Raw genomic sequence first — 17,093 nt, forward strand, 5'->3', positions numbered from 1 at the left:
TGCGGATTTGCGCTTAAAACGTGCCCGGCAGCAGTAATGCTGTTCAGTTAAGGGTTTTGGCGTGATTGATGAGCGCCAGTAAATTCGCTAACCCCAGAGGCAAAGAGCTGGGGTCGGACCCGCCGGGTCCGACCCCTGTCCTCCGCCAGGCACAGAAAGGGCTTGATAGCGTGCGGATTTCCCCTTAAAACGTGCCAGGCAGCAGGATTTTTTTATCCACCTGCTGCAGGTCGCGCAAGCCGCAAAAGGCCATCGTCAAGTCGAGTTCATTGCGGATGATATCCAGGCAGCGCGTCACGCCCGGCCCACCCATGGCGCCCAGGCCGTACAGGAAAGGACGGCCGATGTACACGCCCTTGGCGCCCAGCGCCACGGCCTTGAGCACGTCCTGGCCAGAGCGGATGCCGCCATCCATATGCACTTCGATCTGGCTGCCGACGGCGTCGACGATGGCGGGCAAGGCTTCGATCGACGATTGCGCGCCATCGAGCTGGCGCCCGCCGTGGTTCGAGACGATCAGCGCGTCGGCACCACTTTCCACGGCCAGGCGCGCATCCTCAGGGTCCATGATGCCCTTGATGATCAATTTCCCACCCCAGCGCTGCTTGATCCATTCCACGTCCGCCCATGACAGGCTGAGGTCAAACTGCTGCTGCGTCCAGGCCGACAGCGACGACATGTCGGAGACGGACGTGGCATGGCCGACGATGTTGCCGAAGCCGCGCCGTTTCGTGCCCAACATGCCCGCCACCCAGCGCGGCTTGGTGGCCATGTTGATGATGTTCGGGATGGTCAGCCGGGGCGGCGCCGACAGGCCATTGCGCAAGTCCTTGTGGCGCTGGCCCAGCACTTGCAAATCCAGGGTCAGCACCAGCGCGCCACACTTGGCCGCCTTGGCGCGGTCGATCAGGCGGTTGATGAATTCGCGGTCCTTCATCACGTACAGCTGGAACCAGAACGGTTTCGTGGTGTGCGCCGCCACGTCCTCGATCGAGCAAATGCTCATGGTCGAGAGGGTAAACGGCACGCCGAATTTTTCAGCCGCCTGGGCGGCGAGGATTTCGCCATCCGCATGCTGCATGCCCGTCAAGCCCGTGGGCGACAGGGCCACCGGCATCGACACGTGCTGGCCCACCATGGTCGAGGCCAGGCTGCGGTTTTCCAGGTTGACGGCCACGCGCTGGCGGAACTTGATCTTGGCGAAATCGCTGTTGTTGGCACGGTACGTCGATTCCGTCCAGGAACCGGAATCGGCGTAGTCGTAAAACATGCGCGGCACGCGTTTCTGGGCCAGCACGCGCAAGTCGTCGATACAGGTGATGATACTCATGCGTTTCCTCGGTCGATGGCAGGTCGGACCATGATCGTGCATTTACCCGCAATTGTCTATGCGGCAGGCAAGCGTGGCGGACAGAACGTGGCTTACCAGTCGCGCGCACCGAGGATCTTCTCACCCAGTTCGCTCAACTGCGCTTGCGGGTAGCCCAGCTTTTCCTTTTCCTCCGGGTCGCCGGGAAACGCATAGCCTTGCGGCGCGCTGCGCTCGCGCCAGCTTTGCACGCGCCAGTCGCGCAAGGCTTGATTGTCTTGCTGGGCTGGCGCAAAGGAAATGTACTGCGCCAGGCGCACCTGGTGCGTGGATGTGTTCGGGCGGATGCCGTGCGCCAGCAGGCTATTAAAGATCAGCAACTCGCCTTTCTTCATGGCGATGAATTGCAAGGGGTACGGCACCGTCGCCAGGTCCGGCTGCCACGGGTTGCGGTCAAGCGGCACGCTCTTGCGCCACGCCAGCAAGTTGTTGAACAGTTCCGGATAGCACTGGAAACCGCCGCTCTCGGGCGAGGTGTCGGACAGGGCCAGCACGCCCTGCACGTTGACCGGCAGCGGGTCGAGCGTGGTATCGGCATCCCAGTGGATGAAGCCGCCAAACTTGCGCTTGCCCTTGTTCGGCGTGTTCAAGTTGGCGCGGTCGATGGTCACCCACAAATCCTGACGGTCCCAGATGTCGACGAAGGCGTCATATATCCGTTGGGTCTGGCGGTTATCCCACAGGGTCTGGTTGTGATAAGCCTCGACCATGCCGGCACCGTTGAGTTCCTTCATCGCGTGCTCGCGCAGCTGATCCTGGTTCCAGGTGGCGGCATCGTACTGGTCCAGTCCTTGAAACTCCCACAGGAAATCGGTGGTGCGCCGAACCTGTTCCGGCGACACCGCCTCCTTGACGATGACATAACCGCAGGTTTGCCAATGCAAAAAGTCGCTGTCGGAGAGCACGCGCAGGGGCAGCTGTTTCTCGATGTCGCGCAACTGAGTTTGCTCCGTGTAAGCCACGGACGGATTGCCGGGACGGTCTGCGCCATATTGATATTTGTCTTGCATCGCTGTCTCCTGTGTTGGTGTGAGACAGATTGTGCGATGGTACGGCCAGCTCAAATGCGCGCCTAGCGGCCAATACTGATACTATCGTGACTATTGATCCGCTCATAACGTCATCATGACGCCTTTATTCGAACAAGTCACCATACCGGCGGGCCACTCCTGGGGCTTGCTGTGGCGCGAACTCGACACCATTGCCTTCCTCTGGCATTACCATCCGCAATTCGAGCTGACCCTGACCGTCAATGCCCGAGGCCAGCGCTACATCGGCGACCACTTGGGCGATTTCGAAGCGGGCGACCTGGTGCTGCTAGGGCCGAATTTGCCACATACCTGGTCGGCCAGCGAGCGCATCGACAGCGCGCAGCCGATGCTGGCCGTCGTCGTGTGGTTTTCATTGGCATGGGTGGAGCAGCTGGTGGCCTGTTTTCCCGAATTGCAAGCCTTGCGGCAACTGGCGGCCCGCGCCGGTCCCGCGCTGCACTTTTCGCCGGCAGCGAGCGCGCGCAGCGCGGCCAAGCTGTTACAACTGCAGGCGCTGCCCGTGCCGCAGCGCCTGCCGCTGCTGCTCGACGTGCTGCTGGACCTGGCGGGAGATACGGGGGCGCGGCCGCTGGCCTCGATGGCGCAGGCGCCGCTGCCCGATGGGCAGCACAAGCGCATGAGCGACGTGTTCGATTTCATGCATGCGCATTTCCGCCAAGACATTGCTCTCGAAACCCTGGCGCAGCGCGCTGCCCTGTCGTTGGGCGCCTTTCACCGCTGTTTCAAGCGCCACGCGCATTGCACGCCGGGCCAGTACCTGGCGCAGCTACGCATCGGCCGCGCTTGCCAACAGTTGATCGAGAGTAATCTGGCCATCGCCGTCATCGCGCAAGAGGCGGGCTACCGCAACCTGGCGCATTTCAATCGCCAGTTCGGCGCCGCAAAACAAGTGACGCCGCGCGCGTTTCGCCGGCAATACCGGCGCGGCGCCACAGGCGCAGCGTAAAACCATTTGGTAACGAAAAAGGGGATCAGATTTTACAATCTGACCCCCAATATTCTGGTGCGGCTGGCAGGAATTGAACCCACGACCCCTTGGTTCGTAGCCAAGTACTCTATCCAGCTGAGCTACAGCCGCCTAAGACAAGATTATAGCAGGGCTTTGCAGAATGGCAAAGGGCGCCGTGCGGATATTTCACAATTGCCCAGGCCGCCAACATGGCCGCTGCCCGCCCGCCGTCATGACGAAAAAAAACCCGGAAAGTGAGCTTTCCGGGTTTTTCTTTACTGCTGATACTGGTGCGGCTGGCAGGAATTGAACCCACGACCCCTTGGTTCGTAGCCAAGTACTCTATCCAGCTGAGCTACAGCCGCAAACTTTGACACGCTACGCCTTACTGCACGAAGCTTGAAACTCTGATCAAAACGAAGCGAACTCCGCTCTGGAAATCATACTGATAAAACTGGTGCGGCTGGCAGGAATTGAACCCACGACCCCTTGGTTCGTAGCCAAGTACTCTATCCAGCTGAGCTACAGCCGCAAAACCTCTACAACGTCTCCGTTACCACATGGAGCTAACAACTTTTACAACAAAACCAGACAAAGTCTGACTTTCAGTATTCTGGTGCGGCTGGCAGGAATTGAACCCACGACCCCTTGGTTCGTAGCCAAGTACTCTATCCAGCTGAGCTACAGCCGCGCAGGCAAACATTATAGCGTATTCATTTCGCTTTGAAAAGTTCGATTTTTCAATCGCTTAGCTGATTTTGCGCAATACCGCCCCGCACCATCAGCCATCTTTTCACTGCAGAAAAGCCTACGCCTTTCATCGATGGACACAGCTGCTTTCACAGTCGCCTCCAGCGCATCGAGAAGTTGCTGTCTCGAAAGAAGCGGGATTATAGGGACTGCTTCCCCACCTGTCCAGTGCTATCTGCAGGCGGCACGCAAGCGTGCGGTGGCGGCGCGCCGCTTGCGACTACAATACTGGCCAGACAGGGGCGCTTGTGCCACCTCTCATGCATGACAGCGGGCACTTCCATCATGACCCTTTTAACTGAGCTTGGCGATGGCAGCACGGCGCAGCGACAGCCAGCGCTGCAGACACACCGTTGCAGGATTACCGATGGCTAAGCATGACGGCGAGCAAGATCTGCTCTTCCCATCAGCGCTGCTGAGCCTATCAAACGACAGCATGGCCAACTTGCTAGAGAACATGACCGACGGCCTTTGCCTGCTCGACCACGACTGGACCATTCGCTACATCAATACGCGCGGTGCCGACATGCTCGCGCCGCAACGTTCGCCCGGCAGCCAGCTGGCAGGCAGCAGCCTGTGGCAAGCCTGCCCCGACTTGCAGGGCACGGCACTGGAAGCGCAGTACCGGGGCACCATGGCGCAGCAGCACAGCGGCAGTTTCGAGCTGCCACATCGGCCATTGGGACGCTGGCTGGAAGTGCGCATCTACCCGTCCAGCGAAGGTTGGACCACGTATATCCAAGACATCAGCGAGCGCAAGGCGGCCGAGGAAAGCGCGCGCCAGGGCGAAGAAGATGTACACGCGCTGGCCAATTCCATCGTACAACTGGCCTGGATCGCCAACGTCGACGGCACCATTGCCTGGGTCGACCAGCGCTGGCAAGACTACACCGGCAGCAACGCCGAACAGATGGCCCGCGGCGGCTGGAGCAGCGCCTGTGAGGCGCAGCACCTGGCGCCCATGCTGCAAGGCTGGAAGACGGCTTTACGCGATGGCACGCCTTTCGACATGACATTTCCCATGCGCGCTGCCGATGGCCAGTACCGCTGGTTCCTGACGCGCGCCTATCCCGTGCGCGACCGGGGCGGGCAGCTGCTGCGCTGGTTTGGCACGAGCACCGACGTCGATCAGGTCAAGCGTGCGCAGCAAGCACTGCGTACCGAGACACGCGTGCTGGAATTGCTCAATGACACAGGCGCGTCCCTGGCCGCCCCACTGGACATGCCGGCGCTGCTGCAGGAAACCGTCGACGCGGCGACGCGCATCAGCGGCGCACGCTTCGGCGCCTTGTATTACGACGACGCGCGCGATGTCCGCGACAACTGTGGCGCCCTGCCTGCGGCGCGCGCCGTCAACGGCATCAGCCTGTTCCAGGCCGACACCATCGCTGCACCACTGCGCCAGGGACCGGCCATGCGCCAGAACGACTTGCGAGCCGCTCCCGACGCCAGCACCAACGGCACGCCAACGCTGCGCAGCTGCCTGAGCCTGCCCATCCGCTCGCGCTCAGGCATGCTGCTGGGGCACTTGCTGCTAGGCCATCCGCAGGCGGGCATGTTCAACGCGCGCAGCGAACGCATCGTCTCGACCATTGCGGCGCAGGCGGGCGTCGCGCTCGACAATATGCGTCTGCACGCGGCCGCCACGCGCGCCGCGCTAGAGCACAAGGTGCTATGCGAGCGCGAGCGCGAGGCCCGCGCCGAGGTCGAGCACACGCACCAGCTAAAAGATGATTTCCTCACCACCCTGTCGCATGAACTGCGCACGCCGCTGTCGGCCATCCTGGGCTGGGCCCAGGTGCTGCAACGCGGCACCCGCAATCAGGCCGACCTGCACCGTGGCTTGCAAAGCATCGAACGCAATGCGCGCGCGCAGGCGCAATTGATTGAAGACTTGCTCGACATGCGCCGCATCAGCGCCGACAAGCTGCTACTCGACCTGCAGCCGCTTGCACCGGCCAGTATCATCGCCTCGACCATCGACATCCTGCGCCCGGCGGCCGACGCCAAGGACATCGCCATCCACAGCAGCGTGGCCAGCGATGCGGGCACGATCATCGGTGATTCCTGCCGCATCGAGCAAGTGCTCTGGAACCTGCTGTCGAATGCCCTGAAGTTCACGCCTCAAGGAGGACGGATCGACATCGGCATGCGCCGCGAGGCGACCCACCTGGCCATCACGGTGAGCGACAACGGCGTGGGCATCAAGAAAGACTTCCTGCCCCACGTATTCGAGCGCTTCCGCCAGGCAGACGCCGCCATCACGCGCCGGCACGGCGGCCTGGGGCTGGGACTAGCGATCGTCAAGCACCTGGTGGAGCAGCATGGCGGCACGGTCGCGGCCAGTAGCGGCGGCGATATGCAGGGTGCCAGCTTCACCGTGCGCCTGCCCCTGGACACGCCAGCGGCTGCCGCGCCCCAGGCGGGCGGCGCGGCGTCCCCCGGCCCTGACTTGCGCGGCGTCAGGGTACTGCTGGTCGATGCCGATGCCGGCGCGCGCGCACTGACACAGCGCATCCTGCGCGACAAGCATGCCGAAGTGCATGGCACTGGCAGCGTGGCGCAAGCGCTGCAACTGCTGGAGCAGGTACAGCCGCATGTGCTGGTGAGCGACATCGGCATGGCCGATACCGACGGTCTCGACTTGCTGGCGCATATGCGCGCGCACGCCGCCCCTGGAGCGGCCAGCCTGCCCGCACTGGCCCTGACGGCGTTTGCGCAGCTGCCACAATGTCAGCGGGCACTGAGCAGCGGCTTCCAGGCGTGGGTCGCGAAACCACTGGATCCGGCCACCTTGGTGGCGGCCGTGGCGCAACTGGCCACGACGCACATAACGCCCCCTTAAAAAGATGATGCAAAGAAATACACAGCACAGAGTGAAATGACTATTTTTGTCGGTTGGCCTTCCTACTTTCAGACGCGGCACTGTCCTACAAGCAACTAAGCTGAAATTTGCTACACTGGAATTCATCAGCACACCTGCACGGCAGGCAGGAGACAGGCGGCCTTGGCTGCCGAGAGCGGCAAAAGTGAGTCTAGCGCTGTAGTGCGCGCTATCTTCTTGCAAGGCGCTACTATCTTTCCCACCGCCGTCAGCCGATCATCAGCGGTACAAGCCAGCGTTGCATAGACCGTATTAACCGAGACCTTACATGCCAAGCCAAGATGAGATTTTGAAAGCCAAAATTTTGGTCGTCGACGACTCACCCGACAATGTCGAGCTCATGCTGGAAATCCTGCGCGATGCCGGCTATACCAACGTCACGGCAACCATGCGCCCAGCCGAGGTCTGCCCGCTGCACCAGGAGCACTACTACGACCTGATCCTGCTCGATTTGCAAATGCCGGAACTCAATGGTTTCCAGGTCATGAAAGGCTTGAAGGAAATTGAGCATGGCGGCTACCTGCCCGTACTGGCCCTGACGGCACAACCCAGTTTCAAGATCGCCGCATTGGAAGCGGGTGCGCGCGACTTCATCAGCAAACCGTTCGACCTGATGGAAGTGCACAAGCGCATCCACAACATGCTCGAAGTGCGCCTGCTGTACAAGGAACTGGCGCAATACAGCAAGCAACAGCAAGAACTGGCGCTGCACGACGCGCTGACGGGCCTGCCGAACCGGCGCCTGCTGGAAGACCGTATCGAGCATACGCTGCAGCAATCGGCCCGCAGCCACAGCAAGTCGGCCATTCTCTACCTGGACCTGGACGGCTTCAAGACCATCAACGACAGTTACGGCCACGGCTGTGGCGATGAGATCCTGAAAATGGTGGCGGACCGCCTGGTGGCCGCGTCGCGCAAGGAAGACACGGTAGCGCGCATCGGCGGCGACGAATTCGTCATCGTGCTGGGCAACTTGGCCGGCAAGGGCGACGCGCGCGAGCCGGCCGCCAAGCTGATCGAAGTCATTTCCGAGCCATATTTTATCGACAAGCTGAGCTTGCGCCTGTCGACCAGCATCGGCATCGCCATCTACCCGGACGATGCCAGCACCGTCGCCGCCCTGCTGGGCACGGCCGACACGGCTCTGTATGAAGCCAAGCGCGCCGGCAAGAACCGCTTTTGCTGCTCACCCCAGGAAGTGATCGCGCCGCAGCCAAGCACGCAGAACAGCAACATCCACTCTATCGCCTGAACTGAGTTTGTGCCTGGCGCACCAAGAAAAAACGGCCGGCCAACACGGCCAGCCGATTTTTTCCTGCCCGCGCGCTTTATTTTTTCCCGGCCGTCACTTCATGCTGTCCGGCATGCTGGTGGTCCGTTTGCGCATTCACGGTCTCGGGCGGCACTTCAATGCGCGTGATGCCGGCATCGACGGAAATCGGATCGCTGGCCGGGAAAGTCATTTCGACGGCGTCGTCGAGCAGCTCTTCCTTCGCACGTTCTTCGCCGCTCATGCCCTCTTCATCGGCCAGGATGACCAGCGCGCTGGCCCATTTGACGACATTGAGATTGGACAGTTCGCGCACGGTGCTCACGCCAAACGCCTGCTGCAAGACCTTGGCATCCTTCGCGCTGACGCCGCGCAGGGCGCTGATGGGCGCATTGACGATGTCGCGGAAGCTTTTGTCGGCATATTCCTGGTCGACGATGGTATCGATATTCATGGCATGTCCTTTCGTTTCTATAAGCGGGCCTGTGCTGCACCCTGGGCCGCAGAACGGCTATGCTGCATGGGGAGAATGCACGCCTCCACTATGGCAGTGCAAAGCGCCCCGGTATGTGCGCAGCCGTACGCAACGACGGGAACGGCGCCTTGGCCTGGCACAAACAATCATCTTATGCATCGAACAAAAATGATGGGAGGAGATTAAAATTGCTGAAAAGATAGAAATTTTCCATCCATGCGCCCTCTGATGAAATCCTCATGTATGATCCACCACTTGAATTTGGTCCACCTTTCACCATTCACGGGGCGCTATGTCCGCACAAACAGATCCGAACAAGGAAGCGGCCCAGGCCGATGCGGAACGCGCAGCCGATCTGAGCGAATTGCTCGGTCATATCAATACCAGCTGGGACAATGAACGGCGCTCCCTGTCGCGCCAACTGCACGACAGCCTCGGCTCATCGCTGACGGCGCTGACCATGCACTTGTCGCTGCTGACGCAAAAAATGCCGCAGGAAACGGCCTTGCTCGAACGTGCTGCGACCATGAAGCAATTGCTGCTCAATGTGATTGAAACTAACCGGCAAATGCAGCTGAAGCTGTGGAACGACAAGCTGGAGTTTCTTGGCGTCAATGTGGCGCTGAGCGAGCTGGCCGCGCAATTCGCCGAACAGCACAAGATCACCGTACGCTGCAGCCTGCCTGATGACGAATTAATTTGCCCCCGCAACATGGGCGTAGCGCTGCTGCGCACCCTGGAAGAGGCGCTCGGCAACATCGCCACGCATGCCAACGCCACGCAGGTCGACATCATCATCGACGACAACGAGGCAGCGCTGATGATGACCGTCAAGGATAACGGCAACGGCCTGCCGGCGCGGGAACCGGTCGACATGCGCAAGCATGGACTGCGCTGCGTGCGCGAACGCGTGCACTACCTGGGGGGCAGCCTGAACCTGACGGCCAATGCACAAGGCGGCACGGCCCTGAGCGTCGTCTTGCCGCGCACGAGCGCGCAAGCATCATCGCTGCTCCACGGCAGCGGGCGCTAACACTCCCGTGCGCCAAGCTGTCTGTTCGCCAGGATGCATGAGAGCCAGTATGTCTATCTCACCACAGCTTGCCCAAAGGCACGACCAGTCCGCTAAATAGCGACCAGTCCGGCGACGCCGAGGTCAAGCCGCGCGCCATGCCGATATCGATGGCTAGCCGTGGCGTGGGACTGTAAGTGGCCGCCAGCAGCAACTGCGCGCTAGCCGCCGCGCCGCGCAAACGCGTGCCCGACACTTCCGCCGTGGCGCCCCAACGCGCGCTGACGGGCGTGGAAAAAGAGGCTGCCCAGCCCGTTTGTACCCTGCCAGTGCCAGGGTCGGAGGTTCCCAGGCGCGTGGCGTTCAGGTTGGCGTCCATATGCACGACACCCAGGTCGCGGCTGAAAATGCCATTCAAGGTGACATCGCGCTTGCCGCTGCCGATGGCGTCCTTGGCCGTCGGCAACTTCCAGCCCAGTTCCAGGCCCAGCGCCGTGGCGCTGTCGAGCAAGAAGGCGCGCATGAGCACGATGCTCGTGTCACCCAGGCCCGAGTCGCCCAAGCCCGTTGCATCGCGCGCACGCACGAACGCCTCGCCGCCCAGCAGCACGCCCCACTCGGGCGTCAACGCCAATTTGAAGGTATATGGCAGGCTGGCGCGGCGCGTGGCGCCCGTTTTTGACAGCAGGCCGCCGGCCTCCAATTCCAGCTGGCCCGGTACGGGCAGTTGGGCGGGACTGGCCACGGACGGGCGGTAAGGCAGGACAGGATCGCCGTCTTGCGCCTGCGCCAATGGCGCCATTGGCGCTAGGCACAGCAGGGAGAAACACAGCGACGGTAAGCAAGGATAAGACATGGAAGACCCGGAAGTGGCAAATGCGCAAGAACGCTAGCCCACCACCAAGTCCATGCGTGCGTGTTACGCCCTCAAGCCAGACGGCGGGCGCTGGCCGGCGCAAGGGCGTGGCGTTGCTAACTTGCACTACGAAAAGCTATTGCACCGAGGTATGCAGGCGCAACACGCCTGCCAGCCCCGTCAAGGTGCGCGCCTGGTCTTGTCATGCCGGTGGCGCAGGAAATTAATGCCCGCTGTGGCCGGCCCGCTTGCGCACCGTCATTTCGACGCCGCCCTTGGCCGGCAGCTTGCCCATGCCCTGGCCGCGCACCGCTTCCGGCAAGGCACCCGTCCATTCATAGGCCAGGCTGCCGGCCGGGTGCCGGTACCAGCCAGGATCGCGATAATCGCCTGGCTTTTGCTCCCGGCGCACCTTGACGGTGGTAAACATGCCACCCATGCCGATGGCGCCGAAGGGGCCGTCGCCGGCCATCATCGGCAAGGTGTTGTCGGGGATCGGCATCTGCATCTCGCCCATGTCGGCCATGCCACGCTCGCCCATCACCATGTAGCCGGGCACGAGTTGATTGATCTTTGCGGCCACGCCCTGGTGGTCGACACCGATCATGGTGGGCACGTCATGCCCCATGGCATTCATCGTGTGGTGCGACTTGTGGCAATGGAAAGCCCAGTCGCCGAGGTCGGTAGCCGTGAACTCCAAGGCGCGCATCTGGCCCACGGCGACGTCTGTCGTCACTTCGGGCCAACGCGACTCGGGGCGCGTCCAGCCGCCATCGGTGCCCGTGACCTCGAATTCATGGCCATGCAGGTGAATCGGGTGATTCGTCATGGTCAGATTGCCCACGCGCACGCGCACCTTGTCGCCCTGGCGCACCACCATGGGGTCGATGCCGGGGAAGACGCGGCTGTTGAAAGTGAACAGATTAAACTCCGTCATGGTCATGATCTTCGGCGTAAAGCTGCCGGGATCGATATCGTAATTGCTGAGCAAAAATACGAAATCGCGGTCCACCTGCATGAAATTCGGATCTTTCGGGTGCGTCACCCAGAAACCCATCATGCCCATCGCCATCTGCGTCATTTCATCGGCATGCGGGTGGTACATAAAGGTGCCAGGCCGCTTGGCCACAAACTCGTAGACGAAGGTCTTGCCTGGCGCAATACCGGGCTGGGTCAGGCCCGTGACGCCATCCATGCCGTTGGGCAAACGCTGTCCATGCCAGTGCACGCTAGTGTGTTCCGGCAATTTATTCGTGACAAAAATGCGCACCCGGTCGCCCTCCACGACTTCGATGGTGGGGCCTGGCGACTGGCCGTTGTAGCCCCACAGGTTGGCCGTCATGCCCGGCGCCAGTTCGCGCACGACGGGTTCGGCTACCAGGTGGAATTCCTTGACGTTGTTGTTCATACGCCAGGGCAAGGACCAGCCATTGAGAGTGACGACGGGGTTGTATGGACGCCCGTTCGGCGGTGGCGGCGGCGCTTTCGTTTGCGCATCGGCCATGCTGACAGCTTCCGGCAGCGACGCCGCGCCCACGCGGCTGACGGCCGCAGCACTGAGGGCGACAGCGCCCGCATTCATGAAAAAGTTTCTACGTGTAATCATCATTATTCCTTTGCAGCTGGGCCGCTGCCATTGATGGCCGATTGCAATTGAGTTTGGGCGATCCAGAAATCGCGCTGGGTCTCGATGGCGCTATTCACGCTGGCGACTTGCTCGCGCGCGTCTGCCAGCAACTCGAATACGCTGGCCAGCATGGCGTTGTAGCGCAGCAATACTTCATGCGAGATAGTCTTGCGCAGCGGCACGACTTCATCGCGGTAGTGGCGCGCCAGGTCGTAGGCCGTGCGGTAGCTAGAGTACGCTTCGCGCACCTCCGAACGGGCCCGCAGCGCCGTGTCCGCCGTGCGCTGCAGCGACTGCGCGTACACAGCTTGCGCCTTGGCATTGCGCGCCGAACCCCAATCGAAGAGCGGCAATTCGAGGGACACGGTGTAGCCGTTTTCGCGCCGCGCCTCGCTGCTGCTCTTGTTGCTATAGCCCACCTCAAACACGTTGACGACACCCGTCACCTTAGCCAGGCCCAGCGCGCTGGCCGTGGCGTGCGCGTCGAGCTTACTCATCTGCACGTCGAGACGTTGCTCCATCGCCTGTGCCTCGATATCGTCCGCCGCCACAGCCTGCGGCGGCAAGTCGGGCAGGCGCGACGGCAAAGTAAAGCCTGTCTGCTTGCCCCACAGGCCCAGCAGGCGCGTCAGATGTTCGCGCGTGGCCGTGGCCTGGTGGCGCGCGCGGGCCAGGTCGCCGACGGCCTGCGCATAAAAAACTTGCTGGCGCGCCTGGTCGAGGCGGCTCCAGTTGCCAACCTGCTGCAAGCGCGTGGCCAATTGCGCACCCGCCTCGGCCGACACCAGCGCCCGCTGCATGAACTGCTCCGTCTGCACGGCAGCCACGGCGTTGAAATAGGCGCGGCGCGTGTCCGACGCCAGTTGCACCGCGCTAATGGCCGCCTGCAGCTTGGCTTGCTCGAAACGGCCGCGCTCAATGTCCACGCGCATCGGCATCGTCAGCAAGCCGGCCAGATCGACACTGACGCCCCGCTCGATTTCATTGCCGCCGCTGCCATGCGAGCGGCCGAACGACAGGCCGGGATTGCGCAAGCGCCCCGCTTGCACCAGGTCCGCCTCGGACGCGCCCAGCTGGGCCAGCGCCACTTTCATGCCGCGGTTATTCATCAGGGCGATGCGTACGGCACTGTCGGCGTCCAGGGGCTGGGCCAGCAGCTGCGCCAGCTTGTCCTCGCCGCCCGTGTCGGTCAATGCTGCGGGCGCGCCCGTGCGGGCGTCGGCCAGCGCGGACACCGTCTGCATGCCGCCATCGGGGCTAAAGCTGACGCAGCCGCTCAGCAACAAGACGGCCGCCAGCGCCAGCGGCGTGAGACAGATTGATTTTGTGAATCGAGCCATCTCAATGTCCTTCATGCTGGTGTTGTCCGGCGGGCTGGGCGGCAGGTTTGGCATCGGGCTTGGGGCTGGGCTGGGGCTTACCCACCGGCATATTATGCCCTTCCATCTTGTGGCCCTCCATCTTGTGGCTATCCATCTTCATCATGCCCATGTGGCCGCCGGTCTTGCCGACTTTCTCGTTGCCAGCATGCCAATTCTGGTCAGGCGTGGCCTCGTCCTCGGTGGCGGGACGGTAGCCGGCGAAGGCCGAGCGGTAGGTGGTGGCCGGCACGGGCGCTTGCGCTTCTTGCGGGGCGGGCTGGGGCTGGGGCTGGGGCTGGGGCTGGGCGGCGGCGCTCAGCAGCAGCGAGGCAAGCGCGACGCCGGCGGCCGGCGCGAGGCTCAATAATTGCTTCATGGTGCTTCCTTGGTTGACAGGGTATGGCGCGGCGGGCGCGCAGCTGGAACACAAAGGTGCGGCAGGCACGGCAGCGAAGGGCGTGCACTGGCTGCACCGCCAGGTTCAAGGGGCGGTCAAGCGGAGTGCGTGCTTCTCGGAGGACGTTCGGGGCCGGACGAAATATGCCCGGTGAACAAGGAATCGTACGCCAGCGCCGGTGGCGGCGCGCACAGCGTCAACACCGGCAAGACAGGCATGCACGGAGGGGCCGTGGCGCCCACGCTGCAAGCGCCATGCTCGCTGCAATCGTGGCCGGAGTGCGTGGCGCCGCCATCGCCCACGGCCATTTTCATCGGCTGGTCCTGCATCCTCGTGTCGCCCGTATTGTGGCACTGAGAGGCCGGCGCTGCCCCGACGGCGGCGCTGACGTTGGCGTTGCCGGCCAGCTCGTCCACGCAGCAACTGCGGATGGCCGACGCAAAGCCCTGCAAGGGCAGCGTGACGGCCAGCAGCCACAGCAGCGAGCGGACAAGTAAGCGGGAAAATGCACGATTCATGGCAGTACTATAAACCTTCCAACACGAGGAAGGTCAAGCAACTATTTGCCTCTCGCTTAGCCGGAAGCGCCAGACCGCTGCATTGGACAGCGCGAAATGCAATGCAATGCAATGAGAGGCTGACGCCGAACTGCACGCGCGCCAGTTGCAGTGCAGCATATACCCGGGTACGGCGCAATAGCGCCTCAGGCCGGTTCTGCCAGACCCACCCGGTTGCGCCCATTTTCCTTGGCCGCATACAGCGCTGCATCGGCCGCCAGCAGCACGGCATCCGCGCCGCCCAGCTTGAGCGCCGCCTGCTGCGACGACACGACGCCCAGCGACACCGTGACGTGACCGGCGCCGGGAAAATCGGCGGCAGCGACCCGGGCGCGCAGGCGCTCAGCCACCTGCAGCGCTACATCGAGGTCGGCGTCTGGCAGCAGCATGATGAATTCATCGCCGCCATTGCGGCATAGCACGTCGACATCACGCGAACAGGCGCGCATCAACTGTGCCAGGTGCAAGATGACGTCGTCGCCCACGGCGTGCCCCCAGCGGTCGTTGACCTGCTTGAAATGGTCGATATCGAGGGCGATGACGGAAAACGGCAGCGCCTTGGCCTGCCAGGCATCGAGCGCCGCTGCCATGCCGCGCCGGTTCGACAGGCCCGTCAGCGGGTCCGTCTGCACGTCAGTCTTGAGCTTGCCGATCTTTTTCTGCAGCAGGGACATTCCCACCAGCAAGGCGCGCTTGATCTGCGACGCTTCCAGGTACCAGGCGGGGATGCCGCCGATGCGCTCGGCCATGCCGGGCGCGTCCATGCCGCTGGCGCCTTCGGCCAGCTGTACCAAGGGGCGTGAAATCAGGCGTGCCAGCCACCAGATCAACGGCAGGTTGAGCAAGGCAATGGGCAAGCAATACCACACTGTGTTGAGCATCAGCTGGTTCAGCGGCGCCAGCGTGGCAGCCGTGGGTCGCTGGGCCACGATGCCCCAACCCGTCGACGGCAGTACGGCATAGCCAGCCAACATGTCGGTGCCCCGGCTGTTGACGATGCTTGCACTACCGCTTTCCTGGCGCAGGAGGGCGTCGATCACGCCATTGTCACCGGCCACTTCGCCGACCCGCAGGGGATCGGGGTGGTACAGCAGGCGCCGGCTCTGGTCGACCACATACAAGTAAGAACTATCGCGGTAATAATGCTGTCCCAGCAAGGTGAACAAGATATTTTTCTGTTTCAGATAAATCGAACCACCCACATAGCCGAGATACCGGCCGGCATCATCGAAGACGGGATGGGAGATGAAAATGACCAGGTTGCCGACCGAAGACAGGTAAGGCTTGGTGATCAGGGGGCGACGCTCGCGCAAGGCCTGGCGCGCGCCTTCCGAATCGAGCTGGCTATTTTGCAAGGCCACGATTTCAGGCGAGACGGCCAGCACCTTGCCCTGCGCATTGACCACCAGGACGGAATTGAAGCTGTTGGTCTGCCCGCGCAAGCGTTCGGTTTCCGCCTTGAGGGCGGCAGGACCAGCAAAGTGCCGGGGCAGCAGGCTGGCGCTATAAGCTAGCTGCTGGCGCACCGCCAGCAGGAAGTTTTCCGTGCTGCTGGCCAGCTTCAGCGCATAGGCGTGGTTCGCCTCCAGGGTCGTATCGATCAGCAACTGGCGCTGCACCTGATACGTGGCGTAAAAGCTGCTGAGCAGCGAGATCACGGCGCTGGCAAACGCCACCAGCACGATCAGACGGCGCAAATTGATGCGCAACAGCGGTTGCGCCACAGGTTGAAGCGGCATGAAAGGGACGCGGCAGGGTAGGCTTGCGCGTGAAAAAAACGCCCATTATACATACCGGGACACATACCAAGACAACAACAAAGTGCCTTGATCAACTATTTATTGCCCCAAGGCGCCCCGCCCGGCAAGCCTAAGCCATTCAGGCATGCACGGCGTGCTGGCGCACCCAGTGCACGTAGCGCTGCATCCAGCCCTGGAAGAAAACCAGGCTGGCCGGGCCGACGCCGCCATGCTCGTCGAACAAGCCTTCCTTGGCCTGGATAAACATCTCTGGCTGGTCCAGCAGCGGCACGTCCAGGTAAGCGAGCACATTACGCAAATGCTGCTGCGCCAGGGCCGTGCCGGTCGCGCCTACGGAGACGCCCAGCACGGCGCCCGGCTTGCCGCCCCACACGCTCTGGCCATACGGGCGCGAGCCATGGTCGAGGGCGTTTTTCAGCACGCCGGGGATAGAACGGTTGTATTCGGGAGTGAGGAAGAGCAACGCTTGCGAAGCCGAAATATCCGACTTCAGGCGCAACACCTGCTCGGCCTGTGCGCCATCGTCATCCTGGTTATACAGCGGCAAGTCACCGATTTCGATGTGTTTGAAAGAAAACTCGGGCGGCGCCAGCTTGATGATGGCGTCGGCCAGTTTGCGGTTGAAGGAATCCTTGCGCAGGCTGCCGACGATGATAGCAACGTTATATTGACTCATAGAAATCCCCGATAACGGTTAAAAGATAGTCGTGGCGTGCAGCGCACGCCACGGCTATCTTGCCACACAATCATCGGTTTGGCGCTGTTTGGCGCTGT

The 17,093-nt window shown here is 62.3% G+C and carries 14 protein-coding genes and 4 tRNA genes; 4 read left to right on the forward strand and 14 right to left on the reverse strand.

Features of this window, described 5'->3' with window-relative positions; translation table 11 throughout:
* Positions 1-184: 184 nt before the first annotated feature.
* Together H4V96_RS13425 and H4V96_RS13430 are read right to left on the reverse strand one after the other, a co-directional pair.
* Positions 185-1,330, reverse strand: a complete 1,146-nt coding sequence (locus H4V96_RS13425; protein WP_070346762.1) for an alpha-hydroxy acid oxidase — start codon at positions 1,328-1,330, stop codon at positions 185-187.
* Positions 1,331-1,422: 92 nt separating this feature from the next.
* Complete coding sequence (locus H4V96_RS13430; RefSeq protein ID WP_196855590.1) at positions 1,423-2,379, reverse strand: phytanoyl-CoA dioxygenase family protein; 957 nt, start codon at positions 2,377-2,379, stop codon at positions 1,423-1,425.
* Positions 2,380-2,494: 115 nt separating this feature from the next.
* Between H4V96_RS13430 and H4V96_RS13435 the strand changes: the two genes are divergently transcribed.
* Positions 2,495-3,367 (forward strand): AraC family transcriptional regulator, encoded by an 873-nt coding sequence (locus tag H4V96_RS13435; protein ID WP_196855589.1) that lies wholly within the window; start codon positions 2,495-2,497, stop codon positions 3,365-3,367.
* A gap of 55 nt (positions 3,368-3,422) precedes the next feature.
* On the opposite strand, the gene H4V96_RS13440 is transcribed toward H4V96_RS13435, so the two are convergent.
* From H4V96_RS13440 to H4V96_RS13455, 4 genes are all read right to left on the reverse strand, one after another.
* Positions 3,423-3,499, reverse strand: a tRNA-Arg gene (locus H4V96_RS13440).
* 159 nt (positions 3,500-3,658) lie between these two features.
* Positions 3,659-3,735: transfer RNA gene (locus tag H4V96_RS13445), tRNA-Arg, on the reverse strand.
* Between the two features lie 90 nt (positions 3,736-3,825).
* Positions 3,826-3,902, reverse strand: a tRNA-Arg gene (locus tag H4V96_RS13450).
* Between the two features lie 82 nt (positions 3,903-3,984).
* A tRNA-Arg gene (locus H4V96_RS13455) sits at positions 3,985-4,061 on the reverse strand.
* Between the two features lie 426 nt (positions 4,062-4,487).
* Here H4V96_RS13455 and H4V96_RS13460 point away from each other — a divergent pair.
* Together H4V96_RS13460 and H4V96_RS13465 are read left to right on the forward strand one after the other, a co-directional pair.
* Positions 4,488-6,965 carry an ATP-binding protein gene (locus H4V96_RS13460; RefSeq protein WP_196855588.1) on the forward strand — a complete coding sequence of 826 codons (2,478 nt, stop codon included), beginning with the start codon at positions 4,488-4,490 and terminating at the stop codon, positions 6,963-6,965.
* Between the two features lie 307 nt (positions 6,966-7,272).
* On the forward strand, positions 7,273-8,256 hold the full coding sequence (locus H4V96_RS13465) for a diguanylate cyclase (RefSeq protein WP_010399303.1): 984 nt from the start codon (positions 7,273-7,275) through the stop codon (positions 8,254-8,256).
* A gap of 76 nt (positions 8,257-8,332) precedes the next feature.
* Here the strand turns inward: H4V96_RS13465 and H4V96_RS13470 are convergent, their stop codons facing one another.
* Complete coding sequence (locus H4V96_RS13470) at positions 8,333-8,728, reverse strand: hypothetical protein (RefSeq protein WP_010399305.1); 396 nt, start codon at positions 8,726-8,728, stop codon at positions 8,333-8,335.
* A gap of 313 nt (positions 8,729-9,041) precedes the next feature.
* Between H4V96_RS13470 and H4V96_RS13475 the strand changes: the two genes are divergently transcribed.
* Positions 9,042-9,782: an ATP-binding protein gene (locus H4V96_RS13475; protein WP_010399307.1), complete on the forward strand. Its 741-nt coding sequence runs from the start codon at positions 9,042-9,044 to the stop codon at positions 9,780-9,782.
* Positions 9,783-9,840: 58 nt separating this feature from the next.
* Here H4V96_RS13475 and H4V96_RS13480 read toward each other — a convergent pair whose 3' ends face one another.
* From H4V96_RS13480 to H4V96_RS13510, 7 genes are all read right to left on the reverse strand, one after another.
* The gene (locus H4V96_RS13480) at positions 9,841-10,617 is read right to left on the reverse strand and encodes a transporter (protein ID WP_280720999.1); all 777 of its coding nucleotides are present in this window, start codon (positions 10,615-10,617) and stop codon (positions 9,841-9,843) included.
* A gap of 223 nt (positions 10,618-10,840) precedes the next feature.
* Positions 10,841-12,223 (reverse strand): copper oxidase, encoded by a 1,383-nt coding sequence (locus H4V96_RS13485; RefSeq protein WP_196855587.1) that lies wholly within the window; start codon positions 12,221-12,223, stop codon positions 10,841-10,843.
* A gap of 2 nt (positions 12,224-12,225) precedes the next feature.
* The gene (locus H4V96_RS13490; RefSeq protein ID WP_280721000.1) at positions 12,226-13,584 is read right to left on the reverse strand and encodes a TolC family protein; all 1,359 of its coding nucleotides are present in this window, start codon (positions 13,582-13,584) and stop codon (positions 12,226-12,228) included.
* Position 13,585: 1 nt separating this feature from the next.
* Entirely contained in the window at positions 13,586-13,981 is a 396-nt protein-coding gene (locus tag H4V96_RS13495; RefSeq protein ID WP_196855585.1) for a hypothetical protein, read from the reverse strand.
* Between the two features lie 116 nt (positions 13,982-14,097).
* Positions 14,098-14,520: a hypothetical protein gene (locus tag H4V96_RS13500; RefSeq protein ID WP_196855584.1), complete on the reverse strand. Its 423-nt coding sequence runs from the start codon at positions 14,518-14,520 to the stop codon at positions 14,098-14,100.
* 185 nt (positions 14,521-14,705) lie between these two features.
* Positions 14,706-16,298, reverse strand: coding sequence for a sensor domain-containing diguanylate cyclase (locus H4V96_RS13505; RefSeq protein ID WP_196855583.1), 1,593 nt, complete (start codon positions 16,296-16,298; stop codon positions 14,706-14,708).
* A gap of 139 nt (positions 16,299-16,437) precedes the next feature.
* On the reverse strand, positions 16,438-16,995 hold the full coding sequence (locus tag H4V96_RS13510; protein WP_070346769.1) for an NAD(P)H-dependent oxidoreductase: 558 nt from the start codon (positions 16,993-16,995) through the stop codon (positions 16,438-16,440).
* Between the last annotated feature and the right edge of the window lie 98 nt (positions 16,996-17,093).

Origin of the sequence: Janthinobacterium sp. CG_23.4 (genome assembly GCF_029892305.1) — a bacterium.
Taxonomy (GTDB): domain Bacteria; phylum Pseudomonadota; class Gammaproteobacteria; order Burkholderiales; family Burkholderiaceae_D; genus Janthinobacterium; species Janthinobacterium lividum_D.